Genomic DNA, 23395 nt, shown 5'->3' on the forward strand with positions numbered 1-23395 from the left:
TCATGGCTAACCCTTGGCTGGAAATATTACAAGAAGCGCTCGCTAGCGAAATCGAGAGGACGAAGACCGCCGTTCCGGGCGCCAAGCTTCGAGCCGCCGTCGCCAAGATCGCTTCGTCCCGCGGACTCGAGTTTCCGCCGCCCGGCGTAAAGCGGTTTTCAGCGTTCGTTGAATCGTTCCCCTCCCAAGTCCTGCTCCACAGGCAGCCGGGAAGCGACATTCTTGTGGCGCCGGTCGATCGCCCCGACCTCATCACGGTTTCCAGCTCGCACGCGCCGGCGCCGAATTCCCGCATACGCGAAGACTTGTTCAAGGCGCTGACGAAGCTCCCCATGGCAGAAACGGGGAAGCCGCATTACGTTCCGAGCAACAACTCTGTGCTCTGGGTTAAGGCCGGCGAGCCAGTGCCCGCTGAAGCAATTGCGCTGCCAGAGTCATCGCTTGAAAACGAACTGGCTGTGAGAAAGCGATTCGCCGAAGAGGTCGATGCGGCAGAGACGGCAAAAGAAGCCCTGCTCGGGGCCCTCGCCCAAAACTCGCCCCTCCAAGGTTTCAGCCAAGCGATTCACAATTTCGGTCTGATCAAGCATTGGCACACGTTCCGACTAGGCGCGCTAAATTCGTCGCTGCGGACCTGGGCCACTGACAAAGCCATCCCCTGGCAACCCGACTGGGTTCAACTCTCGGAGCCGCGCTCGCTCCCATTGACCGTTCCGTCTGCCCCGGTTAGCGTTGAAGGCAAGTCGGGCTTGGCCGAGATTGCCGCACAGCTCACGCAGGAAGATCTGGCGAGAATTCACATCCCTCTCGACATTGTTCTTCGACTGTTGGCCAAAGGCTAGGAGGGCCGCCAATGGGCGTGTTCATTCTGGCTGGGTACCAGCAAAGCCTGTCTGCGCACATCAAAAAAGCGCTGAAACAGGGCCAAGACCAGTTCAACAGCTGGTCTTGGGAGCTTTTTCCCAGCGAAAAACGCAGCGAGTCGACCATCCTTGCGAAACAGGTGGACGGCTTGTGCCGACGGGCGGAATCGCACGGGGGCGCACACATCTTTGCCGTGTCTTCAGATCGGCAACGGCAGCAAATCGAGGACCAAATTCGCAGGCATTTCCGCTTTCGGTGGCTTGACTCCAAGGTCGTCGGCGAGACGGGACGAGGCGAATTCGCTCCACTTATCGAGGCACTATCCACCGCGACGACGGAAGAGACCTTCTGGGCTGACCATGTCAAACCCGGCGACTCCGCCTCCCCGCTTGTCCTTCCAGAAATATTTCTGGCAAAACGTGAGTTAGTCGACATTTGGCGCCTATCTGAAAGCTACAACAATCAAGGGCACCTGTCGGCGGCGGCTGATCTCATCCAACGTTTCGTCCGCGAACATCGTCGCAGGATTGACAACTATAGGAACACTCCGTGGCTCGACGACAACTCTTGGATTTGGGATGACGATGGGCCGCGACACGGCACCCCGGATTTTCCCGGCGATTGGCGATATTCATATCGCTTACCCGACGGCTTCCATTTCGACGTCACTCCTCACGGGAAGACAAAAACCTCCTTCGTTGACGCAGCCGGCCGCCGCCATCCGCTGCCGCAAAAGGGCTATCTAAACGTGACCGCGCACGGACAAATTCGCGGCGCTTAGGAGTTCTCCAGCCCAATGCCGGAGAGCGCCTCCCAACGAGCCGCGAAGTAAAGACGTCAGGGCGCGAGCAACAATTTCTGCTTATTTGTACGGCATATACTCGCGAGAATGCCCGGCACAGCGCCATCGTGCGGCTAACCCAGAAATCCGGTCCGTCCCACAGTGGAAAAGCTCACGCCGGCGTTCGTGAGATCGCGTGACTACATCCGCACACACAGCGCCGAAGAGATCGCCGCACAGATGCCGGTCGACTATTACGCCGGCAACAAGGCGCTTTACATCAAAGCACTGGCGGCGTCCCGTCAAATGTTTACCGCCGACGGCAAGATGCCCGCCGATGGCCCGGAAACCGTTTTGAAGGTGTTGGCGACATTCGATCCGGCAATCAAGCGACGACCGCTTGATTTGTCGCGAACCTATACCAACGATTTCGTGACTTCCGTGAAGCGGCAGCAGGCTTCCGTCTCATCGCCTGAAGGCATGCGTTAGTCGATGTACGTTTCGTTTGTTGCGTTTTTCGTTTGTTTCGAATAGAAATGGCTGCTCCCTAGCAGTTCCAGCCTTGGAGTAAGCCATGACCCATATCGCGATGTCCGAAATGACCTTGCCTGTCGAGCGCGAGGTGCAAGCGGCCGTCCAAGGTCAGCGGGCCTTGGCGGCCTATCTTGCGACCAAGTTTGGGACACAGAGCATCCAGATCTTCGATGACAAGAACCAAGCCCACCAAGTGGAGCTTCCAACATCTGCACTGCGCCTGTTGGTCGACATCCTCGCCGAGCTAGCTGACGGCAACGCGGTCAAGGTGGTTCCGGTTCATGCGGAGCTAACCACTCAAGAGGCCGCTGATCTTCTCAATGTTTCACGTCCGCATCTGGTCAAGCTGCTGGAAGCCAATGCATCGCCTTATCACAAGACCGGCAAGCATCGGCGCGTGCGATTCGCTGACTTGATGCGCTTCAAAGCAGAACGTGATCACACAAGTGAACAGGCAATGGAGGCGCTGGCCCAGCAAGCCCAAGAGCTTGGAATGGGCTACGAATGAGGAGCTCTCCGTTCACCGCAATCTACGACGCCTGCGTGCTCTATCCCGCGCCTCTATGGGACTTCCTTATGTGGCTAGGCCTGTCGGGGCGGTTCAGGGCGCGATGGGTAGTAACGGGGGCATTCGCCCCCGCCGTACTGGCGCCCGTATTGCCGCCCCATCAGCGATTCGGACGCCTCACCCGGCTCGCTGCGGCGGATGCGCCGCAAGCCATGCGGCCTCCTCGTCGGCATACAGGTGCGAGCGCGTGAGAAAGCGCAGGCCGGTCGGCCGTTCGAGCGAAAACATGCCGCCGGTGCCGGGAACCACGTCGATGATCAGGTGCGTGTGCTCCCAGTAGGCGAATTGCGCGTCGCTCATGTAGAACGGCATGCCGCCGATTTCGCCGAGCCACACGTCCGACGCCCCAACGATGAACTCGCCGCGCAAATAGCACATCGGCGCGCTGCCGTCGCAGCAGCCGCCGGACTGGTGAAACATGACGTCGCCGTGTTGCTCCCGCAAGCGCGCGATCAAGGCGAGCGCCGCAGGCGTCGCGCTCACGCGTGCGACTGAAGATTCGGCCATCGCAACTCCTTTCCAGTGCCAATGCCACGCGAAAGATACGCGATGCGGCCAAGCTGCCAGCCGCATCGCGCTTTCACCCTCGGGTCAGAAGAAGCCCAACGGTTTCTGGCTATAGCTCACCAGCAGATTCTTCGTTTGCTGATAGTGATCGAGCATCATCTTGTGATTCTCGCGCCCGATGCCCGACTGCTTGTAGCCGCCGAAGGCCGCATGAGCCGGATAGGCGTGATAGCAGTTGGTCCACACGCGGCCCGCCTGGATCTCGCGGCCGACGCGATAGGCGCGTGCGCCGTCGCGCGTCCACAGGCCTGCGCCGAGCCCATAGAGCGTATCGTTGGCGATCTCGAGCGCCTCTTCCTCGGTCTTGAAGGTCGTTACCGAAACCACCGGCCCGAAAATCTCTTCCTGGAAAATGCGCATCTTGTTGTGCCCGACGAACACGGTCGGCTTGATGTAGTACCCATCCCGCAATTCGCCGTCGAGCTCGTTGCGCTCGCCACCGATCAGGCACTGCGCACCCTCCTGCCGGCCGAGGTCGATGTAGGAGAGGATTTTTTCAAGCTGCTCGCGCGAAGCCTGCGCGCCGATCATGGTGCCGCGATCGAGCGGATGTCCCTGGCGAATCGCCGCAACACGCGCGAGGGCGCGCTCCATGAAACGCTCGTAGATCGATTCCTGGATGAGCACGCGCGAAGGGCATGTGCACACTTCGCCCTGGTTGAGCGCGAACATCGCGAAGCCTTCGAGCGCTTTGTCGAAGTAACCGTCATCGCGATCGAGCACGTCGGCGAAGAAAATGTTGGGGCTCTTGCCGCCAAGCTCGAGCGTTACAGGAATGATGTTCTGGCTGGCATATTGCATGATCAGCCGGCCGGTCGTGGTTTCGCCGGTGAAGGCGATCTTGGCGATGCGCGAGCTCGTCGCGAGCGGCTTGCCGGCCTCCAGGCCAAAGCCGTTGACGACGTTGAGCACGCCCGGCGGCAGCAGGTCGCCGATCAGTTCGAGCAGCACCAGAATCGATGCCGGCGTCTGCTCGGCCGGCTTGAGCACCACGCAATTGCCGGCCGCCAGCGCCGGCGCCAGCTTCCAGGCCGCCATCAGTATCGGGAAGTTCCACGGAATGATCTGCCCGACCACGCCGAGCGGCTCGTGAAAATGGTAGGCCACCGTATCGTGGTCGATCTCGCTGACGCCGCCCTCCTGAGCGCGCACGCAACCGGCGAAGTAGCGGAAGTGATCGATCGCGAGCGGAATGTCGGCCGCCATGGTTTCGCGCAACGGCTTGCCGTTGTCGATCGATTCGGCCACCGCCAGCCGCATCAGGTTCGCCTCCATGCGCTCGGCGATGCGGATAAGCACATTCGCGCGCTCAGTCGACGAGGTGCGCGCCCAGCCCGCCTTGGCCCGGTGGGCCGCGTCGAGCGCGAGGTTGATGTCCGCCTCGTTCGAACGCGGGACCGCGCAGAAGGGCGCGCCGGTGATCGGTGACAGGTTGTCGAAATAGTCCCCGGCAACCGGCTTGACCCAGGCGCCGTCGATGAAGTTGCCATATTCCCTCCGATAGGGAAAGTCGATATCGAGGAACTGCATTTCCGCGTGATTCATGGTGTCTCCCAAGACATGGATGCTTGCATGGCGATGAGGATCGCGACTCTCGCGTATCCAGCCGATGCCGGGGCCCGGCATCGAACGCCCACACCGCTACGCAAATTGCATGCCACGGTTGCCGAGCGCGGGGAATGTCGGGAAACGGCGGGGCGCTTCGGCGTTTGGCGCCATGAAAGCGCCGCCGGCGTGCCTGGCGCGGCAGGCCGGCTGTCCCCGTGTGGAACAGGTGTGACATTTCGGCACAACGGCGCGGTACAGCCGCGCCATGCGCCGATAGCATCACGTTAACCATGAGACCGCGAAGCCAGTAAGGTTATCGTCAGCATCTGCAGCGATGCTACATACGGCGCGGCGCCTTCCCCCGTCCGTCGTTCTTTAAAAAAACAAGAGGTCTTCGACCCACCAGGATCCTGGAGAGACTGGCATGTCCCAAACTGTCACATCTTGCTCGATGGATGGAGCAAATCTTGCTTCCTCCGGCGTGTTGCCCCCTTCGAGCGAGATGCTCATGATCGACAAGTCACACGAGCGTTCCCTGTCCTTCGGTCTGTCCGAGACCATGAAACCGGACTACGATCTGCTCGGCCAGCCGGAGCTTCGACGACAGATCGAGCAGAGCCGGGTACTGTGCAACCACGCCGTGCCGGTGATCGAGGCGCTGTACGAACAGATCGTCAATACGCAAAGCATGGTCGTGCTGACCGACGCGCGAGGGCTGATACTCAAGTCGCTCGGCGACGATGACTTTCTCGGCCGCGCGGAGAAGGTCGCATTGCGCCCGGGTGCGAACTGGAGCGAGCGCTATCAGGGCACCAACGCGATCGGCGCGGCCATCGCCGAGCTGGGGCCCGTCACGGTCCATGGCGACCAGCATTTCCTGCGCGCCAATCACTTCCTGACCTGCTCGAGCGTGCCGATCCTCGATCCGCACGGCAGGCTGGCCGGTGTGCTCGATGTGACCGGAGACCATCGCAGCTATCATCGCCACACCATGGCGCTGGTGCGCATGTCGGCGCAGATGATCGAGAATCACCTGTTCGCCAACGCCTTCCCGGATGCCCTGCTGCTGCACTTCCACGGCCGCCCCGAGTTTCTCGGCACGCTGATGGAAGGGATCGCGGCGTTCTCGCGCGACGGTCGCTTCCTGTCGGCCAACCGGAGCGCCCAGTTCCAGCTCGGCCTGAGCGCCGCCGGACTGGCCGCGCATACCTTCTCGTCACTGTTCGGCATGACGCCCTCTGCCGTGTTCGACCATTACCGCACGGCCCAGCCGGGGCTGCTGTCGCTATGCCTGAACAACGGCGTGCGGGTGTACGGCAAGGCGGAGTTCTCGCACAGCGGCCTGTCCGTGCCGGCGTCGGTCGTGCGCGAGCCGGCGGCGTCCCCGGCCGCGACGCCCTCGCGTGAGGACGGCACCAACGCCGCCGCGATGCGCGCGCGCCTGTCCTGCCTGCGTTACCTGGATACCGGCGATCCGCAGATTGCGGCGGTCGTTGAGAAACTGCGCAAGGTGATCGGCAAGGACATCTCGATCATGATCACCGGCGAGACGGGTACCGGCAAGGAACTGCTCGCCCGCGCAATCCACAATGACTCGGCGCGCGCCCAAGGGCCGTTCGTGGCGCTGAATTGCGCCTCGATACCGGAAACCCTGATCGAGTCCGAATTGTTCGGCTACGAGGACGGTGCGTTCTCGGGCGCCCGCAAGAAGGGCAGTGCCGGCATGGTGCTGCAAGCCAACGGTGGCACGCTGTTCCTCGACGAGATCGGCGACATGCCGTATTCGCTGCAGGCGCGCCTGCTGCGCGTGCTGCAGGAGCGCGTGGTCACGCCGTTGGGCAGTACTCGCTCGATTCCGGTCAACGTCGCCATCATCTGCGCAACCAACCGCAACTTGCGCGAAATGATCGCCGCCAGCGCCTTCCGCGAAGACCTCTACTACAGGCTCAACGGCCTCGTGGTCAAGCTGCCGCCGCTGCGCGAGCGCACCGACCTGGAGATCGTCATCGGCAAGATCCTGCATGACGATCTCGCCACCGAAGGGAACCTGAGTGTCGATCCCGCGGTGATGGCGCTGTTTCGACGCTACCGCTGGCCCGGCAATTTCCGCCAGCTGAGCAACGTGCTGCGCACCGCCGCCGCGATGGTCGACGAAGACGGCGTGATCCGCTCGGAGCACGTGCCCGAGGAGTTTTTCGACGCGCCGGCGGATACGCCCTGCGCGGCCCCCTGCGCTGTGCCGCCGCCGATACCGCTGACATCGCCGACGTCGCCAGAGTGCGGCACGCGCCTCGAGGACGTCGCGGTGTCGGCGATTGCCGCCGCGCTGCGGCAACATCAGGGCAACGTCTCGGCCGCCGCACGCGCGCTGGGAGTGTCGCGCAATACCATCTATCGCAAGATGCCGTTGCTCTCGCCACAAGCCAAAAGCGACGAGTGACACGCGCCCTGCACCGCGCCGGCTGCGATCGCAGCCTCGATGGCGCCGCGCAGCGCCTCGCGCATCGCGGGCTCGTCCGCGCGATGGCCCGCCGCCACCCACCTGACCGACAGCGCCGGCCAGTCCGCCTGTAGCCGGCGCAGCCCGGCCGGCGGGCAGACCCGGTCAGCGCGTCCGTGCACGGCGATGGCAGGCCCTTGCCAGCGCCGCAGACGCGGCAGCAACGCCTTCACGCCACGCGGACCGAAGCCGCCGTATCGGGCCAGCAAATGGGTCTGGATGCGGTACTTGTGCCGCAGCGGCGCAAGCCGGTGCACGGCGCGGGCCGGCACCGGCGGCAGCCCGAGCAGCGCACGTTCGCGCGCCTGCCAGGCGCGCAGCCGCGGCACTGTTGCCCCCGGTGTTCCAGATCGGAACACCCTTGTCCAACGATGCAACACCCGTGACACCGATATATCGCCGAAGACACACGTCGTCGGCACGGATCGGCTCTTCACGCGGCGGCGCGGCGAGAAAAATTGCCGCAACGCCGAGCGCGTTGCCGTGAACGTTCCGCGCAGCACGAGCGCTCGCACGGCGTGCGGGCAATACGCCGCGTAGGCCAGCGCAAGCGCGGCGCCCCACGAGCCGCCGACCACCATCCACGGCGCCGCGCCCAACGCGGCGCGAATACGCTCCAGGTCCGCCACCAATTGCGGCAGTCCATTGCGCCGCGTGCTCCCGCGGGGACGCGAGCGCCCGGCACCGCGCTGGTCGGGCAGTACCAGCCGCACGCGCTCCAGGTCGAACCCTTGCGCCAGCGCGGGCGAAGCGCCGCTGCCCGGGCCGCCATGCAGCACGAGGACGGGCACGCCGTCCGGCGAACCCAGGGTACGCACGAACAGGCGATGTCCGTCGGGCGTGCGCACGATCCGGTGAGAAGCGAAAGCGTTCGGCATGGATTTTGCTCGATCAAATGTGACTGACGGTTCAGCAGGACCGTCAGTCGCAAGTGAAACACATTTCATGCCAAGAGACATTCACAGGAGGAACATCATGCAGTGGACCACGCCGGCGTACACGGATCTTCGTTTCGGGTTCGAGATCACGATGTACATCGCCAATCGTTAATTACCAATCATTAACCAAGGGGAAATTGGCCGCGCCGGCAAGTTGCGCCGCGCGGCCAGCCACGCTCATGCACATTTTGGTCCTGGGTTCCTCGGCCGGCGGCGGCCTGCCGCAGTGGAACTGTCATTGCGCCAACTGCCGGGCCGTGCGCGAGGGCGACCCTGCCGTGTCGGCGCGCACGCAATCGTCGATCGCCGTGAGCGAGAACGGCACCGACTGGGTACTCGTCAACGCCTCGCCCGACATCCTGCAGCAAGTGCGCGGCGCGCCGGAACTGCGTGGGGCGCGCGCGCCGCGCGACAGCGGCATCGCCTGCGTCGTGCTCATCGACGCGCAGATCGACCATTGCGCCGGCCTGCTGCTGTTGCGCGAACGCGATACACCCTTGCCCGTACACGCCACCGAGCCGGTCTGGCAGGATCTGTGCACCGGCTTTCCCGTGGGGCCGATGCTCGCGCACTATTGCGGCGTAACGCATCACCCGATCCCGATTGACGGGTCGTCGTTTCGCATCGACGGCCTCGATCACACGCGCTTCACAGCGATACCGCTGGACAGCGCCGCCCCGCCTTATTCGCCGCACCGGCAAGCCCCCGTGGCGGGCGACAACATCGGCTTGTTGATCCGCAACGAACGCACGGCGCGCCAGTGCTTCTACGCACCGGGCCTGGGCCGCGTCGATGCACGCGTGCGCGAGGCGATGCAGGCGGCAGATTTGCTGCTCGTCGACGGCACCTTCTGGCGCGACGACGAAATGCAGCGGCTCGGCCTGTCGCGCAAGCGGGCCGCCGACATGGGACACCTCGCGCAAAGCGGCTCGCACGGCATGATCGCCGAACTCGATGCGCTGCCGTCGTTCGGCGCGCGCAAGGTACTGATCCACATCAACAACACCAATCCCATCCTGCGCGAGGACGGTCCCGAGCGCGCCGAACTGGCGCGCCGCGGCATCGAAGTCGCTCACGACGGAATGCATTTCACGCTATGACGCATGCCATCGACATGAAAGACACGACGCACGAGGCCAGGCCGTGGAGCCGCGCCGAATTCGAGGCGCGCTTGCGCGCCAAGGGCGCCCGGTATCACATCCATCATCCGTTCAACGTGCGCCTCAATAGCGGCCGCTGCACGCGCGAGCAGGTTCGCTGCTGGATCGCCAACCGCTTTTATTATCAGATCAGCATTCCGCAGAAGGACGCCGCGATCCTGTCGAACTGTCCCGATCGCGAAGTGCGCCGCCGGTGGATGCTTCGCCTGCTCGATCACGACGGCTGGCAGGACAACGAAGGCGGCATCGAAGCGTGGGCCCGCTTGGGCGAAGCGGCCGGGCTCGACCGCGAGACGCTGTGGTCACAGGAATTGCTCGTGCCGGGCGTGCGCTTCGCGGTCGATGCGTATGTCAATTTCGCGCGACGGGCGCCGTGGCAGGAAGCGGTCTGCTCGTCGCTGACCGAAATGTTCGCACCGCAGATCCATCTGGACCGCCTCGCCGGCTGGCCCCGCTTCTATCCGTGGATAGGGGCCGACGGCCTGGCGTACTTCCGCTCGCGCGTGCCGCTGGCGCAACGCGATGTCGAGCACGGCCTGCAAGTCACGCTCGATCACTTCACGACGGCGGCGCAGCAGCAGCGCGCGCTCGACATCCTGCAATTCAAGCTCGACATCCTGTGGAGCATGCTCGACGCGATCGAGCGCGCCGTCCCCGAAGGAAATCCGATATGAGTCTCGACACGCCTCGCCTCGACCGCCGCTTTCGCCTGCAATGGGAGGAGGCACAGCAGCGCTATGTGTTGCTCTACCCGGAAGGCATGGTGCGCCTGAACGACAGCGCCGCCCAGATCCTGACGCGCTGCGACGGGCTGCACTCGTGCGCGCAGATCATCGACGAATTGCGCGTGCTGTTCGGCGGGCACTGCGTGGACGAAGACGTGCGAACCTTCATCAACCATGCCGCGAAGCGCGGCTGGGTGTGCTGATGGACGATCTTCCCGTCGAGGCCACCCCACGCGAGGCTGCGCGGCCGCTATGGCTGCTCGCGGAACTGACCTACCGCTGTCCGCTGCATTGCCCGTTCTGCTATAACCCGACCGATCACACGCGTTATCGCGACGAACTCGACACCGGGCAATGGCTCGAGGTACTGCGCCAGGCGCGCGCGCTCGGCGCGGCGCAGCTCGGCCTGTCGGGCGGCGAACCCCTGCTGCGCGACGATCTCGAAACACTGGTCGGCGAAGCGCGGCGGCTCGGCTTCTATACCAACCTGATCACGTCCGGCGTCGGGCTCACCGATGCGCGCCTCGGCGCGCTCAAGCGCGCCGGGCTCGACCACATCCAGTTGTCGTTCCAGGACGCGACGCGCGAACTCAACGATTTCCTCAGCAGCACCCGGACCTTCGACGTGAAGAAAAAGGTCGCGCGCCTGATCAAGGCCCATGACTATCCGATGGTGCTCAATTGCGTCCTGCACCGTCACAACCTGCCCCACGTGGCGCAGATCATCGAGATGGCGCTCGAGATGGGAGCCGAATATCTCGAACTGGCCAACACGCAGTATTACGGCTGGGCCCTGCTCAATCGTGCGCATTTGATGCCCGACGCGGCACAATTGCGCGAGGCGGAAGCGATCGTAGACGACTACCGGGCGCGCATCGGCGAGCGCTGCCGCATTCTGTTTGTCGTGCCGGATTATTTCGAACGGCGGCCGAAACCGTGCATGAGCGGCTGGGGCAATGTGTTCCTCGCCGTCGCGCCCGACGGCACGGCCCTGCCCTGTCACGCGGCCCGCATCATTCCGGACCTGTCGTTTCCCAACGTGAAGTCGACGTCGCTGGCCGACATCTGGTATCGCAGCGACGCCTTCAACGCGTTTCGCGGCGAGGACTGGATGAAGGAGCCTTGTCGCAGTTGCGACGAACGCGCGCACGATCACGGCGGCTGCCGTTGCCAGGCCTTGCAGCTGACTGGCGATGCGCGCGCGGCCGATCCCGTGTGCGACAAATCACCTCGGCACGAGGTCGTGACGCAAGCGGTACGCTTCGCCCCGCTGCTGCGCCGCGAGTCGGCACCGTTGCTGTTCCGCAGCGACGCAAACTCGGTGCGACTGCATCCTCGCGAATCTGACTCGGGCGCCAGCGGCGAATAGGCGTCCACTGCGCGGCGCGAACGTTTGACAGCCGGCACAAAAAAGCCGATCCCACGGTCAAGGGATCGGCAAACCGCACACCACAGGGTCGATTCTTGCGATTTTTGTTTTGCGTCGGCAACTACCGGACAGGACGCGACATCGCAAAGGACGTGTCGTTCTGCGCTTTGTCTGCCGTCAGCGCCGCCTGCGATGGCTTGTACCCATTCTTGAGCAACAGGAAGGCCATCACGTCGGCGTATTCCTCGGGCTTCATCTGGCCGGGCCGGTCAGCCGGCATGTTCGTTCGCATATAGGTAAATATGCCGCCAACGGTCAGCGACGTATTGTGTGGCGGCGCGAATGCCGCCCCCTGCAGCGCAGGCGCGTTCATGCCCTGCAACTTGTCGCCGTGGCACTTGGCGCAGTTTTCCGTGTAGAGGGTCTGCCCGTGCAGTGCCTGCTCCTTGTTGAAGGCGGGCCCCGCGCCCTTGGCGCCGGCGGAATTCGCGGTGCCGGCGGCGCCTGCCGTCAACGCGCAGACGAGCAGGCACGCTGCCCGATGCAAAAGAGATGTCTTCATGGCTATCACTTCCCGTTTCAAAGTCTCGGTGGTGCGGCGTTCAGGGGGCCGCCGGACGGCAGCCCCCGTGACGACGTCGTTCTTGTCAGTTTTGCGGCAACGCGAACACGTACAGGGTGCCGCCGCGCGGCACGTTCTCCGCAGCCTTGGCCATCGGGCCGCCCCAGATCGGGTTGGCGCCGCCGTAGCCCGCCAGAATAGCTACGTATTCCTTACCGTCTACCTCGAACACCGACGGCTGGGCGATCACGCCGCTTGCCAGCTGCGGGCTTTCCCACAACACCTTGCCGGTCTTCTGGTCAAAGGCGTAGAGGTGTCCGTCGAGCGAGCCGCTGAACGCCAGGCCGCCGGCCGTGCTGGCGACGCCGCCGTTCCATGGCAACTTGCTCCAGTGGCTCCACACCTTCTCGCCGGTGTCGACGTTGATGGCCTGCAGTTCGCCAAAGCCCTGGCTGCCGGGCTCAGGCTGGATCTCGAAACCTTCGCCGAGATACGGCAGGCCCTGCATGTAGCTGACCGTCTTGCCGGACAAGCTCATGCAGGCATGCAGCGCCGGCACGAAGGCCAGACGCGTCTGCGGGTCGTAGGACATCGACCACCAGTTCTTGCCCCCCAGGAAACTCGGGCACGTTTGAATCGTCGTGCCGGTCTTCGGGTACTTGCTGGCGTCCTGGATCGGTGCGCCATCGGCGTCGTAACCGGTGACCGAGGTCGCCTTGACGAACGGCTTGGCGTAGATCAGCTTGCCGGTGTTGCGCTCGATTGCGATGAAGTAGCCATTGCGATCGGCGTGAATGACGGCTTCGTAATCCTTGCCCTCGTACTTGACGTTAGCCACCACCGCCGTATTGACGCCGTCATAGTCCCAGGTGTCATTCGTGGTGTATTGGTAGTGCCACTTGAGATCGCCGTTGCGCGGATCGAGCGCGAGCAGCGAATCCGAGTACAGGTTCTTGCCCGGCCGCGCGTCGGCCAGCCACGGACCGGGATTACCCACGCCCCAGAACAGCGTGTTGGTCTTGACGTCGAACGTGCCGGTCAGCCACGCCGGCGCCCCCGCGTGTTTGTACATTCCGTCTGGCCAGGTATCGCCGCCCTTTTCCGTCGGCGCCGGCACGGTCCAGCGTTTCCACAACTGCTTGCCGTCGGCCGGGCTCAATGCCGCGATGAAGCCGCGTCCGCCAAACTCGCCGCCCGCGCTGCCCACCACGAGCGCATCCTTCAAGGCCAGCGGCGCCGACGAGAAGGCATTGCCCATGCCCGGCTCGAACATTCGCTTGCGCCACTGGATCTTGCCGGTCTTCGCATCGAGCGCGACCACTTGGCCGTCAAGCATGGCCACGTAGGCGCTCTTGCCATACAGCGCTACCCCGCGGTTGATCACGTCGCAACAGGCGGTCTTGAATGACACCGCGTCGAGCTTCGGGTCGAAGTTCCAGAGCGCCTTGCCGGTTTTCACGTCGAAGGCGTAGACGCGGTCCTTGGGGGTCGTCACGAACATATAGTTGCCGTTGACGATCGGCGTCGCTTCGAAACCCTGCTGCAGTTCGGCGGGAAACTTGTAGTGCCAGACCTCGGCGAGCTGCTTGACCGTGTCGGTATTGATCTGTTTGAGCGGCGAATGACTCTGGCCGCCGTATGAGCGGTAATAGGTCAGCCAGCCCGGATCGTCCTGGGCGGCGGTCAAGCGCTCGTAGGTGACCGGCGGATAATCGCGTTGCGCCGCAGTCGCGACGCCGGACATGCCGCCGCCGAGCAGGATGCCGCTCAGTATCAGCGTCGAGACGGTAGACCGACTTCGAATTTGTTTCATGAATGTCTCCTGGTTTTCATCGAATGGCACGGGTTTCCGTGCTTGGGCTCAACTAGGCAAATCTCATGCCACTATCTGTGCCGCCGCCATGCACGTGTCACGGAGCGAGTCACGCTGATGAGGTGCGCGACTGCGTTCGCGATGCCGAGGACTTTGGCGCGCGACTGACACAGCCGCTGTTCCGTCATGGCGCAACGCGCGTTTGGATCTGTTTCGCAACGGAGCAATCCGGGACGACCGGAATTACGGGCGGTGGTGGTAGCTCACACGTTTCATGCACTCGGCGTGCTGCCGCGAAGGCATCGCCGTACTGCCGTGCGGCTCAGAAGAACAGAAATGCGCCGACCGACGCGCCGTTCATCCGGGCCGAATTGCCGGCGACGTCGACCGAGCGCGTCTGGCCCAACTCGCCGACCAGCGTGACGCTTTTGGTCAGCGCGTAATAGGCGCCCAGCGTGACGTTGCTGTTGTAGCGGATCAGCCCGGGCATGTCGGTACGATTACGGCTCGCGCCGTAATTCAGGCCAAGCTTGAGCTTGTCCGAGGCCTGGTAGCTCGCCTGCAGCAGATAGTTGATGCCGGTGACGTTGCCTTGGTCGCCGTCCGACAGGATGCCCAGGCCGCGCCCCGTCTGCACGTTGGCGAGCAACCCCAACGGCCCGAGCGCCACCGAGCCGCCGAGTTCAACTGCCGTCTCGGTGAAGCTCTCGCCGCTCGCGTCGGCATAGAATTTCTGCGTTTTTCCGCCCAGCCAGCCCTTCCAGGTGCCTTGGCGATACGCCACTTGTGCCTGCACCTGCGGCGCGCTCCTGGAACTGAAGCCGGTGCCGTTGTCGACCGGGCTGACCAGTGCGAACTGTCCCTGGAAACCATTGGCGCTCGGCGACGTGTAGGCGAATTGACCGTAGGTGCCCAGATACGTGTAGCCGGCGCCGATGTGGCCCAGCGTCACGCGTCCGCGCTGCGTCGCCTGCACGGGAGCGCCCGCGCCGAGCAGCGTCATGTCGCCCAGAATCGCGTTCGCCCCAAAAATGCCGTAATCGCGGCCGAGCTTGAAGGTGCCAATGTCGGCATTGCCGATCGACAGGAAGCCTTGCCGCACGTCGACCGTGCTATTGGGCGCGATCGCGCTGCCGGTGGCGACGGCCGCCATCAAGCCGATGGTGCCCTGCACGTCATAGTCCCCCTGGCGCGACTTGACCGTGGTCACCAGCGCGTTGGGCAGCAGGCCGTTACCGATCGACGTGCGGCTGTTCTGGCCGCCGCATCCGAGGGCCTTGCCCGCGAGCGCAGTGCCGGCAACGCTCGCCCCCGAACACGCTACCGATGTGTAGTACGCGTTGACGTCGCCGCTGATCGCGACGTCCCAGTCTCCCGCGTGAATGTCAACCGCATGCGCGCTTTGCATGCCTTGCAGTGCGCACACCGCCATGGTTGCCTTAACGATACGTCTCATCGAAATCCCCTCCACGTTTTGATTGATTGACCGGTTTTTCCGGCGCAGGGGGATCGCAATAACCGTGCCGTGGCGCGCCTGCGCCAAAAGCCGCACCAACACTGGTTTTGCGGGACACGGGGAGCTTCGCTCGGAGGGATGGCGCCCGAGTCGTTGCGTTTCACCACAGACGGGCGTGCCGTTTCTGAGCAGGCGAAACAACATCGCCGTGGCACCGTTCTTGCGTGTTTGGCCGCGACACAAGATGTTGACCGCGAGGAGACACATGATGTACCGCCTGACACCGGCCGCCCGCGCCGCATTGACGTTTGTCGGCCTGCTGGCCGCGCTGCATGGCCGCGAAGCGCGCGCGCAGGACGCGGCGCCAGCCGTGGAACTGCCGGCTACGGTGGTGATCGGCACAACGCCGCTGCCCGGGCTGGGCACACCGCTCGAGAACGTGCCCGCCAACGTGCAATGGATCCGCGGCAAGACGATTGACGCGCAACATCCGCTCAACCTCACCGACTATTTCGAAGCCAACCTGGACAGCGTCAGTCTCAATTCGAGTCAGGGCAACCCTTACCAACCCGACGTCAACTACCGCGGCTTCACCGCGTCACCGCTGCTCGGCACGCCGCAGGGCTTGTCGGTATTCCAGGATGGCGTGCGTATCAACGAGTCGTTCGGGGATGTCGTCAACTGGGACCTGCTGCCGCCCTCGGCCATTCGCAGCGTTCTGGTCGTGCCCGGCTCGAATCCGTTGTTCGGCCTCAACACGCTCGGCGGCGCGCTAGCCATCACCACACGCAGCGGGCGCGACAGCCCCGGTGGCTCGGTCGCCGTGTCAGGCGGCTCGTTCGGGCGCCGCACGCTCGAGTTCACGCAAGGCGGCCGGCTCGACAAGGTCGACTATTTCGTGACCCTCAACGACACGGCGGACAACGGCTGGGCCGACCATAACGCCAGCCGTGTCAAGCAGGCGTTCGGCAAGCTCGGCTATGCGGATGCCGACACCACGGCGAATCTTTCAGTGACTGCGGCGGACAACGCCTTGCACGGCGCGCAGACGATCCCGCGCTCGTTCCTGGACAACTTCCGCCAGGCCTATACCTTCCCGGACAGGAACCTGAATCGCGCGACGTTCTTCAATCTGAACGGCAGTCACTTCTTCAACGAGCAAGTCGAGTTGTCGGTCAACGCGTATTACCGCAAGTTCTTCAACGAGAACGTCAGCAGCAACGTCAACGGCGAGTTTGGCAGCGTCGATCCGGATACCGGTTCGGTCAACCAGGTCCAGGCCAACAACGCACGCTCGATCGTCGAGCAGGACAGCTATGGCCTCGGTCTGCAATTGACGCTGCTTGGACATGTGGCCAGCATGGACAATCAATTCGTGGTCGGCGCGAGCGGCGATTTCGCTAATGCCCGCTTCTCGCAGTACGGGCAGGATGCCCTGTTCACGCCGCAGCGCGATGCCGTTGGCCTGGGCGGCTTTGCCCTGCGCACCGATGCGAAGACGCACAACAGCAATGCCGGCGTATTCGTGACAGACACGCTGTCGCTGACCGACCAGCTCGCCGTCACGGCATCGGCACGCTATCACCACGCGCAAACCACGCTTGCGGACCAGACCGGCAATCAACCGCTGCTCAACGGCTCGCACACGTTCTCGCGACTCAATCCCGCGCTCGGCATCACCTACAACCCGTCGCCCGGAGTGACCGCGTACGCCAACTACAGCGAAGGCATGCGCGCCCCGACCGCGATCGAGCTGGCTTGCGCGGACCCGGCCGCACCGTGCTCGCTGCCCAACGATTTCATCGCCGATCCGGCGCTGCGGCCCGTGCTCTCGAAAACGGTCGAGGCCGGTGTGCGCGGCCAGTTCGGCACGGCGTCGAGCTGGCGCGCAGCCGTTTTCCGCACGGATCTCGACAACGATATCGCCTTCATCAGCAGCAACACCGCGACGGCCGCGACCGGCTTTTTCCAGAATGTCGGCAAGACACGCCGGCAAGGGATCGAGCTCAGTCTCGCGACCCACGCCGGGCCGGTGGGCGTAACGGCGAGCTACAGCTATATCGATGCGACCTACCGGACGAGCTTCATCGAAAGCAGCCGGAGCAACTCGAGCGCGGATGCCAACGGCAACATCACCGTACGCCCGGGCAACCGTATCCCCGGCGTTGCGCGCCATACCGTCAAAATGCGCCTCGACTACAACGTCACGCCCCAATGGGAAATCGGCACCAATCTCGTGTATCACAGCGCCGTTTTCGCGCGCGGCGACGAGAACAACCAGGATGCCCACGGCCAGATCGGCGCCTACGCGATGCTGGACGTCGACACGACCTGGCATGTGACGAAACGGCTGGACGTATTCGCACGCGTGAACAATGTGTTCGACCGGCGCTACGCCAACTTCGGCACGCTCGCGCGAAACGTCTTCACCGGACCGGGCCATACCTTCGGCGGCGGCAATGCCGTAAGCGAGCAGTTCGTCGGCGTCGGCGCGCCGCGCGGGATTTGGGTGGGCTTACGCTACGCGTGGCGCTGACGGCGGGTCATCGTCACTACAGTTGCACCGAGGCCCGCCCGATGCCCTCGAAATCCACCGTGACAAGTTCGCCGGCGGCCGCGTCGAGGATACCCGCCCACGTTCCCGTCGTCACCACGCTGCCTGCCGGCACGACACGGCCATCGCGTGTCGCGTGGCGCAGCCAGGCCGTCAGGCAGAACGCCGGATCGCCGAGGGGATGCGTGCCTCGGCGTTCCGTCACCGTTTCGCCGATTTGCACCCGGCATGTCTGTGCAGCCCAATCCCGCCGCTCGAACGGACGCCATTCCCCCAGCACAAGCGCGCCATGCGACTGCAGGTCCGCAAGCTTCAACCGCGCCGGTGCATCGAGGTATTGATCCCACCGGGAATCCACAATCTCGATGGAAACCGCCATCGCATCGACCAGTGCCGTCGCCGCATTGCCGACGAGCGCCGCCGCCATGACGGCATCGACGTCCCGACCGATTCGCAGTGCGATCTCGGCCTCAATGCCCCGATGCGTAAAATGCCAGTCGCCCGCATTCGCCGGGCTCTGCCACACGCCAACCGCAGGCAATTCCGCTTGAGTCAGTACCGAGTCCCGCGTCGGCCCACCGGATTTCCAATACTGGCCGGCGCGCCCCGATTCCCAGCCCATCAGTCGCGCGACCTCGGCCTGCACGGCGTAGGCTTCGGCCTCGCTTTCGAGCGCCGCTGCGAAATGGGACGTGTCAAGCGTTCGGCGCTCTCGCCGGGCCACCGCCAGTGCTGCGGCCACGGTGGAAATATTTGCTGCGTTCATGATTTGCAAGTGCTGTAGAAACTACGAAAGGGTTAAATTCGCCGCTCACCGAGCGCCGCCGTCATCCGCATGGTGACCACGGACGACTCGGAATCGTTGAGCGGCATTCACTTCATTCACTGATCACGCTTAGCTCGCCGTCGCCGCTTGTGCCGTCGCGGCGCGCTCCGCATCGTCATCCGCAGATTCGCCCATCGGCCGACCAAACGTTTCCGGCGCAAACTGCACAGCCAGCGCGAACACCCCGTACATCGCGGCCAGCATGGAGAACATGCCGCCCACACCGAACTCCTGGAACACGCGCCCGCTCAGCAGTGGCGTCAACGCACCGGCCAACGTGCCCAGCGCGAGAATCACCGAAGTGCCGAAGGCGCGCACACGCGTCGGATATTGCTCCGGCGCGAAGATCCAGATTGAGGTATTGAGAAGCACCACGCAGAACGTGAACGAGGCGCCAAACAGCAACACCAGCGGGATGTTGAAGGTCAAGAACCCGAAGCACAGGCCCGCCGTGCAGGCCAATCCAGCCCCGATAGTCAGGACCCGCTTACGCGGAAAATGATAACCGCAGAACGACGCCGCAAGCGCGCCGAACAAACTGCCGCTTTGCATCACCATCGTGAACAACAGGCTCTTGGAGATGGTGTAGCCCTGCGAGGTCAGGATCGTCGGCATGAGCGTGAGCACCGAAATCTGCGCCCCGTACGTCATCGACACCGCGATACCCAGCGCAATCGTGCGACGTGCCAGCTTGCCCGAGAAGATTTCGCCAAGACGCACTTTCTCACGCGGCGCGTCGCTATGCGGCTCTGCATGGACGTACGCTTTCGGCTTACCCACAAGCTTGCCGAGACGTCCGGATGCCAGAATCGACAGCACGCGGTTGGCTTCCTCCACACGCCCCTTGGACAGCAGGAAGCGCGGCGTCTCCGGAATGAAGCGGCGATAGAAGATCACGAAAAACGCCGGCACGACCAAACAGCCGAACAGCCAACGCCAGGCATCCGCGCCCGGAAACATGGCGAACACCGCCAAGCCGAAGGCTGGCGCCAGCATATTGCCGAAGCCGCCGCTGCCCACGCTGACAAGACCCACCGCCGTGCCGCGAAAACGCGTCGAGCACAGTTCGGCCAGCATCGTCACGGCAATCGAAATCTCACCGCCCAAGCCGATGCCCACGACGAAACGCCCCGCCGCCAGCACGCCATAGTTCGGCGCCAATGCGCAGATGATCGCGCCCAACGTAAACAGCAACAGATTGGCGCTCAGCATCGTGCGGCGGCCGTAGCGGTCCGCGATGATGCCCGAGCCGATGCGGCCGAGCGCGGCAGCACTGAACGTCAGGGTATTGAGCAAGGCGATCTGCGGCACCGAAATGCCCCATTGCTCGCGCAGCATGGGGCCGATAAGGCCCACAGCGTTCTGTTCGAAGACGTCGAACATCACGCCCAACATGATCATGAAGATGATTTTCTTGTGTGACGCGGTAACACCAATATCGTCCATCGCCCGATCCAGCGCTTGCTGCTGGGGGGAGTTGGACGTCTGAACCGTGACTTCTGCACCCATGGTTGTCTCCTCCATCTCTGACGTCTGCCGCGGTGGTCCGCGGACTCTGCGCCACCGGAATCGGTGGAAATGTTGCGTCTTGCGGGGGTGAAATCTCCTTGCTTGTTGTTCTTACAGGGGTGGTGTGGCCTCCGGAGCGCGGCGCGCCTTCAATGTCTGTTCGGCCGCATACGCCAGACGAATCAACAGCGCCTCGGCGAACGGGCGGCCAAAGAGCTCCATGCCGACGGGCACGCCGAGCGGCGCACTGGCCGTCGGCGCGGAAAAGCCTGCCGGGATCGCGATCGACGGGAAACCGGTCGCAGAGGCCAGCACGCCATTTCGCTCCACCTGCGTCTGACCGATCGGTACAACCAGCCGACGCTGATGCGGAAACGCCAGCACGTCGAGTGCATGCTTGCCCATCAAGTCGAGCAACCGCTGCCGCAGCGCCGCCTGGCAATCCAGGTGTTCGTGATATTCGTCAGTCCGGGTGGCCATCGTCATGGCTGTGGCAAGCGTGCCCTGAACGCTCCGGTGAACTTGCCCCGAGGCCGCGAGGTCGGCGAGCGTTGACACGCCGAATCCGGGCGGCAGCCTGGTCAGATAAGCATCGAGGTCCCGCACCATCTCGTAGTGGTGCACCATCGCTGTCGACAGCAGCGTGTCGGGGTCGATGTGGTCATTGACGACAACCAGCGTTGCGCCCCGCTGCGCCATCGCCTCGAGCGCCCACTCGATCACGGCGTTCACCTCCTGATGCTCGGCTTCCCGGCCGAAGAACGATTTCAGCACGCCGATGCGCGCCCCTTGCAATCCGTCCGGATCGAGGAAGGCCGTGTAGGTCGGGGGCTGATGAGCGCCGGCCACGTGCGTGGACGGATCATCGGGATCGGCGCCGGCAATGACGTCGAGCACGATCGCGGCATCGGTCACGGTACGCGTGATCGGACCGAGCATGTCCTGGCTCAAACCGCTGGGAATGAGCCCCGTGCGGCTGACCAGCCCCAGTGTCGGACGCAAGCCGACGAGATTGTTGGCCGAAGCAGGCGAACGGATCGAGTTGACGCCGTCGGTGCCGATGCCGACGAGACCGAAGTTCGCCGCGATACCCGCCGCGGTGCCGCCCGACGACCCGCCCGGCGTGCGGTTCAGATCATAGGGATTGCGCGTCTGGCCGAGCAGCGTGCTGACGGTTTCGCCGCCGGAGGCCAATTCATGCAAATTGGTTTTGGCGAGCACGATCGCGCCGGCTTCGCGCAGCTTGCGCACGATGAACGCGTCGTCACGCGGGACATGGTCCTTGAGCAACGTCGATCCGGCGGTCGTGGGCAGCCCGTGTGTCTCGATGTTGTCCTTGATCAGCACCGGCACGCCGTGCAACGGTCCTCGCTTGTCCGGCGCCGCATCGGCAAGATCGGCTTCGGCCAGCGCCGCCGGATTGATTTCGAGAATGCTGTTGATGCACGGCCCTTGCCGGTCATAAGCCTCGATGCGATCCAGATAACCCTGCACGAGCTGGCGTGCCGTCAACACGCGCTCACGCATCGCGGCGTGAACGTCCGCAATGGTGGCCTCCTCCAGCGCGAACGGCGTCTGCATCTCCTGCGACATCTTCATAACGTCTTCCCATGGCTGCAAATCGAAAGCGGAAAGCATAATGCGTCGGCCGTGCCTGTCATCCGGCCGCTGGCTGGCGAGACCCTGCGGCATCGCCAGCCGGGGACTCATTTATTGACCAGTTTGGCCGGAATGGTCCAGATGGCGAACGCGCCAAGCATGAGCATGCCCGCGATCATGAAGTACGCGCTGTTGCCGCTTTGGGTGAGATCGCGCAAGTACCCGATCATGTAGCCGCTGGTGAAGCCAGCCAGGTTGCCGATCGAATTGCTCATGGCGATTGCCGTGGCCGCCGCCGCGCCGCTCAGGAATGCCGTCGGCAGTGACCAGAACAACGGCGTGCAGGTCAGGATGCCGGCTGCCGCGATCGACAGGAACACCAGCGACAGGGACGTGCTGTGAATCACCCAGGGCAGCGCGAGGAAGCCGACGGCGCCCATCATGCACGGAATGATCAAATGCCAGCGGCGCTCGCGGTGCTTGTCTGCGCTGCGTCCAAACGCATACATGGTAAAGATCGCCGCGATGTACGGAATGGCGCTCAGCAGGCCGATATGCAACGGGCTGGTCACACCGGTGGACTTGATGAAGGTCGGCATCCACAGCGTGATGCCGTACTGGCCCGTCACATAGCAGAAACAGATCAGGCTGATCAGCCACACGCGCGGATCGGTAAACACCTTGCCGGCACGCACTTCCGGTCCCGCGGCCTTGGCTTCCTCGCGCTTGGCCGTCTGCAGTACGCGCTTCTCGTCGCTGCTGAGCCACTTGGCCTTGTCGATCGAACTGTCCAGGTAGAAGAAGCAGAACAGGCCGAGCAGGATCGCCGGCACAGCCTCGATCAGGAACATCCACTGCCAGCCCGACCAGCCCGCGACGCCCGCCATGCCGCCCATCAGGAAACCGGACAGCGGGTTGCCGATGATGCCCGACAGAGGCGAACCCATGCAGTAAATCGCCATGATCTTGGCGCGGCGGTGCGCCGGATACCAGCACGTCAGGTAGTACACGATCCCCGGTGTGAACCCGGCTTCGGCCAAGCCGAGCAGGAACCGCAGGGTATAGAACATGGTGGGCGTCTTGACGAACACGAAGCACGCCGAGATGATGCCCCAGGTGATCATGATCCGGCCGATCCAGAGCTTCGCGCCGAAGCGGTGAAGCGCAAGATTGCTTGGGACTTCGAATAGGAAATAGCCGATGAAGAAGATGCCGGCGCCGAGGCCGTAAATGGTTTCGCTAAAGCCCAACTCCTGCGACATCTGCAGTTTGGCGAAACCGACGTTGACACGATCGAGGTAGGCGATCAGGAAGCAGACCATCAAAAATGGCACCAGACGCCAGCTTACCTTTCGGTAGACCGCGTCCTCAAAGCTCCTGACCGCTCCCGTCTGCAGGGTAGATTCCAAGGCGTCTCCTGTTTCTATTGTGTTTTCAATGCATCAGTCATGCTGCACGGAACCTGCTGCCTTCCGGCCGGTACGCGGTGGCTCTGGCGGCCGCCGGCGCACCCTCCGGTCGG

The 23395-nt window shown here is 63.7% G+C and carries 20 protein-coding genes and 2 pseudogenes; 12 read left to right on the forward strand and 10 right to left on the reverse strand.

Translation table 11 applies throughout. The features are described 5' to 3' along the window. The first annotated feature begins 2 nt into the window (after positions 1–2). From PTE30175_RS06750 to PTE30175_RS06770, 5 genes and pseudogenes are all read left to right on the forward strand, one after another. A complete protein-coding gene (locus PTE30175_RS06750; RefSeq protein ID WP_150696286.1) occupies positions 3–842 on the forward strand; it encodes a hypothetical protein in 840 nt (279 codons plus the stop codon). Between the two features lie 11 nt (positions 843–853). Continuing rightward, positions 854–1645: a hypothetical protein gene (locus PTE30175_RS06755; protein ID WP_150696287.1), complete on the forward strand. Its 792-nt coding sequence runs from the start codon at positions 854–856 to the stop codon at positions 1643–1645. Positions 1646–1813: 168 nt separating this feature from the next. Further along, a pseudogene (locus tag PTE30175_RS06760) lies at positions 1814–2134 on the forward strand (hypothetical protein); the annotation flags it as partial. Positions 2135–2219: 85 nt separating this feature from the next. Beyond that, positions 2220–2687, forward strand: a complete 468-nt coding sequence (locus tag PTE30175_RS06765) for a helix-turn-helix domain-containing protein (protein WP_150696289.1) — start codon at positions 2220–2222, stop codon at positions 2685–2687. Then, positions 2684–2794: pseudogene (locus tag PTE30175_RS06770) on the forward strand (PIN domain-containing protein); the annotation flags it as partial. The gene PTE30175_RS06765 and the pseudogene PTE30175_RS06770, both read left to right, overlap by 4 nt. Before the next feature lie 70 nt (positions 2795–2864). Here the strand turns inward: PTE30175_RS06770 and PTE30175_RS06775 are convergent. Next, positions 2865–3254, reverse strand: coding sequence for a DUF779 domain-containing protein (locus tag PTE30175_RS06775; RefSeq protein WP_150696290.1), 390 nt, complete (start codon positions 3252–3254; stop codon positions 2865–2867). Positions 3255–3338: 84 nt separating this feature from the next. Then, on the reverse strand, positions 3339–4859 hold the full coding sequence (adh, locus tag PTE30175_RS06780; protein WP_150696291.1) for an aldehyde dehydrogenase: 1521 nt from the start codon (positions 4857–4859) through the stop codon (positions 3339–3341). A gap of 427 nt (positions 4860–5286) precedes the next feature. Between adh and PTE30175_RS06785 the strand changes: the two genes are divergently transcribed. Continuing rightward, complete coding sequence (locus tag PTE30175_RS06785; RefSeq protein ID WP_420819611.1) at positions 5287–7302, forward strand: sigma-54-dependent Fis family transcriptional regulator; 2016 nt, start codon at positions 5287–5289, stop codon at positions 7300–7302. On the opposite strand, the gene PTE30175_RS06790 is transcribed toward PTE30175_RS06785, so the two are convergent. Further along, the gene (locus tag PTE30175_RS06790) at positions 7254–8240 is read right to left on the reverse strand and encodes an alpha/beta fold hydrolase (RefSeq protein WP_224788628.1); all 987 of its coding nucleotides are present in this window, start codon (positions 8238–8240) and stop codon (positions 7254–7256) included. The two genes, PTE30175_RS06785 and PTE30175_RS06790, sit on opposite strands and share 49 nt — an antisense overlap. 97 nt (positions 8241–8337) lie before the next feature. On the opposite strand from PTE30175_RS06790, the gene pqqA reads away from it, so the two are divergent. The 5 genes from pqqA to pqqE all read left to right on the forward strand — a co-directional run bounded on the left by pqqA (position 8338) and on the right by pqqE (position 11554). Beyond that, on the forward strand, positions 8338–8412 hold the full coding sequence (gene pqqA / locus PTE30175_RS06795; RefSeq protein WP_006410019.1) for a pyrroloquinoline quinone precursor peptide PqqA: 75 nt from the start codon (positions 8338–8340) through the stop codon (positions 8410–8412). Between the two features lie 67 nt (positions 8413–8479). Continuing rightward, complete coding sequence (gene pqqB, locus PTE30175_RS06800; protein WP_150696293.1) at positions 8480–9400, forward strand: pyrroloquinoline quinone biosynthesis protein PqqB; 921 nt, start codon at positions 8480–8482, stop codon at positions 9398–9400. Between the two features lie 14 nt (positions 9401–9414). Next, positions 9415–10134, forward strand: coding sequence for a pyrroloquinoline-quinone synthase PqqC (pqqC, locus tag PTE30175_RS06805; RefSeq protein WP_191628876.1), 720 nt, complete (start codon positions 9415–9417; stop codon positions 10132–10134). Beyond that, positions 10131–10388, forward strand: coding sequence for a pyrroloquinoline quinone biosynthesis peptide chaperone PqqD (pqqD, locus tag PTE30175_RS06810; RefSeq protein WP_150696295.1), 258 nt, complete (start codon positions 10131–10133; stop codon positions 10386–10388). The genes pqqC and pqqD overlap by 4 nt, the downstream gene beginning before the upstream one ends. Further along, positions 10388–11554, forward strand: a complete 1167-nt coding sequence (gene pqqE, locus PTE30175_RS06815) for a pyrroloquinoline quinone biosynthesis protein PqqE (protein ID WP_150696296.1) — start codon at positions 10388–10390, stop codon at positions 11552–11554. Before pqqD ends, pqqE begins: the two co-directional genes overlap by 1 nt. A gap of 121 nt (positions 11555–11675) precedes the next feature. Here the strand turns inward: pqqE and PTE30175_RS06820 are convergent, their stop codons facing one another. The 3 genes from PTE30175_RS06820 to PTE30175_RS06830 all read right to left on the reverse strand — a co-directional run bounded on the left by PTE30175_RS06820 (position 11676) and on the right by PTE30175_RS06830 (position 15385). Beyond that, positions 11676–12116 carry a c-type cytochrome gene (locus tag PTE30175_RS06820; protein ID WP_150696297.1) on the reverse strand — a complete coding sequence of 147 codons (441 nt, stop codon included), beginning with the start codon at positions 12114–12116 and terminating at the stop codon, positions 11676–11678. An 85-nt stretch (positions 12117–12201) separates the two neighbouring features. After that, a complete protein-coding gene (locus PTE30175_RS06825; protein WP_150696298.1) occupies positions 12202–13929 on the reverse strand; it encodes a methanol/ethanol family PQQ-dependent dehydrogenase in 1728 nt (575 codons plus the stop codon). Between the two features lie 322 nt (positions 13930–14251). After that, the gene (locus PTE30175_RS06830; RefSeq protein WP_150696299.1) at positions 14252–15385 is read right to left on the reverse strand and encodes a porin; all 1134 of its coding nucleotides are present in this window, start codon (positions 15383–15385) and stop codon (positions 14252–14254) included. 265 nt (positions 15386–15650) lie between these two features. Here PTE30175_RS06830 and PTE30175_RS06835 point away from each other — a divergent pair, with 265 nt between their 5' ends. Next, a complete protein-coding gene (locus tag PTE30175_RS06835; protein WP_224788629.1) occupies positions 15651–17921 on the forward strand; it encodes a TonB-dependent receptor in 2271 nt (756 codons plus the stop codon). A gap of 16 nt (positions 17922–17937) precedes the next feature. Here PTE30175_RS06835 and PTE30175_RS06840 read toward each other — a convergent pair whose 3' ends face one another. The 4 genes from PTE30175_RS06840 to PTE30175_RS06855 form a co-directional block, all read right to left on the reverse strand. After that, positions 17938–18705, reverse strand: coding sequence for a fumarylacetoacetate hydrolase family protein (locus tag PTE30175_RS06840; protein ID WP_150696301.1), 768 nt, complete (start codon positions 18703–18705; stop codon positions 17938–17940). Between the two features lie 129 nt (positions 18706–18834). Continuing rightward, positions 18835–20274, reverse strand: a complete 1440-nt coding sequence (locus PTE30175_RS06845) for an MFS transporter (RefSeq protein WP_150696302.1) — start codon at positions 20272–20274, stop codon at positions 18835–18837. A 111-nt stretch (positions 20275–20385) separates the two neighbouring features. Next, positions 20386–21873 (reverse strand): amidase family protein, encoded by a 1488-nt coding sequence (locus PTE30175_RS06850; RefSeq protein ID WP_150696303.1) that lies wholly within the window; start codon positions 21871–21873, stop codon positions 20386–20388. 107 nt (positions 21874–21980) lie between these two features. After that, positions 21981–23282, reverse strand: a complete 1302-nt coding sequence (locus PTE30175_RS06855) for an MFS transporter (RefSeq protein ID WP_150696304.1) — start codon at positions 23280–23282, stop codon at positions 21981–21983. Positions 23283–23395: the final 113 nt, after the last annotated feature.

Origin of the sequence: Pandoraea terrae, assembly GCF_902459695.1 — a bacterium.
GTDB classification, from domain to species: Bacteria; Pseudomonadota; Gammaproteobacteria; order Burkholderiales; family Burkholderiaceae; genus Pandoraea; species Pandoraea terrae.

Excerpts from the sequence above, each read along its gene's own strand:
- PTE30175_RS06850 (WP_150696303.1), bottom strand. The coding sequence starts at position 21,873 with ATGAAGATGTCGCAGGAGATGCAGACGCCGTTCGCGCTGGAGGAGGCC.
- pqqC (WP_191628876.1), top strand. The coding sequence starts at position 9,415 with ATGAAAGACACGACGCACGAGGCCAGGCCGTGGAGCCGCGCCGAATTC.
- PTE30175_RS06775 (WP_150696290.1), bottom strand. The coding sequence starts at position 3,254 with ATGGCCGAATCTTCAGTCGCACGCGTGAGCGCGACGCCTGCGGCGCTC.
- PTE30175_RS06755 (WP_150696287.1), top strand. The coding sequence starts at position 854 with ATGGGCGTGTTCATTCTGGCTGGGTACCAGCAAAGCCTGTCTGCGCAC.
- PTE30175_RS06790 (WP_224788628.1), bottom strand. The coding sequence starts at position 8,240 with ATGCCGAACGCTTTCGCTTCTCACCGGATCGTGCGCACGCCCGACGGA.
- pqqB (WP_150696293.1), top strand. The coding sequence starts at position 8,480 with ATGCACATTTTGGTCCTGGGTTCCTCGGCCGGCGGCGGCCTGCCGCAG.
- adh (WP_150696291.1), bottom strand. The coding sequence starts at position 4,859 with ATGAATCACGCGGAAATGCAGTTCCTCGATATCGACTTTCCCTATCGG.
- PTE30175_RS06785 (WP_420819611.1), top strand. The coding sequence starts at position 5,287 with ATGTCCCAAACTGTCACATCTTGCTCGATGGATGGAGCAAATCTTGCT.
- PTE30175_RS06835 (WP_224788629.1), top strand. The coding sequence starts at position 15,651 with ATGATGTACCGCCTGACACCGGCCGCCCGCGCCGCATTGACGTTTGTC.
- PTE30175_RS06765 (WP_150696289.1), top strand. The coding sequence starts at position 2,220 with ATGACCCATATCGCGATGTCCGAAATGACCTTGCCTGTCGAGCGCGAG.
- PTE30175_RS06830 (WP_150696299.1), bottom strand. The coding sequence starts at position 15,385 with ATGAGACGTATCGTTAAGGCAACCATGGCGGTGTGCGCACTGCAAGGC.
- PTE30175_RS06750 (WP_150696286.1), top strand. The coding sequence starts at position 3 with ATGGCTAACCCTTGGCTGGAAATATTACAAGAAGCGCTCGCTAGCGAA.
- pqqE (WP_150696296.1), top strand. The coding sequence starts at position 10,388 with ATGGACGATCTTCCCGTCGAGGCCACCCCACGCGAGGCTGCGCGGCCG.
- PTE30175_RS06820 (WP_150696297.1), bottom strand. The coding sequence starts at position 12,116 with ATGAAGACATCTCTTTTGCATCGGGCAGCGTGCCTGCTCGTCTGCGCG.
- PTE30175_RS06845 (WP_150696302.1), bottom strand. The coding sequence starts at position 20,274 with ATGGGTGCAGAAGTCACGGTTCAGACGTCCAACTCCCCCCAGCAGCAA.
- PTE30175_RS06840 (WP_150696301.1), bottom strand. The coding sequence starts at position 18,705 with ATGAACGCAGCAAATATTTCCACCGTGGCCGCAGCACTGGCGGTGGCC.
- PTE30175_RS06825 (WP_150696298.1), bottom strand. The coding sequence starts at position 13,929 with ATGAAACAAATTCGAAGTCGGTCTACCGTCTCGACGCTGATACTGAGC.
- pqqD (WP_150696295.1), top strand. The coding sequence starts at position 10,131 with ATGAGTCTCGACACGCCTCGCCTCGACCGCCGCTTTCGCCTGCAATGG.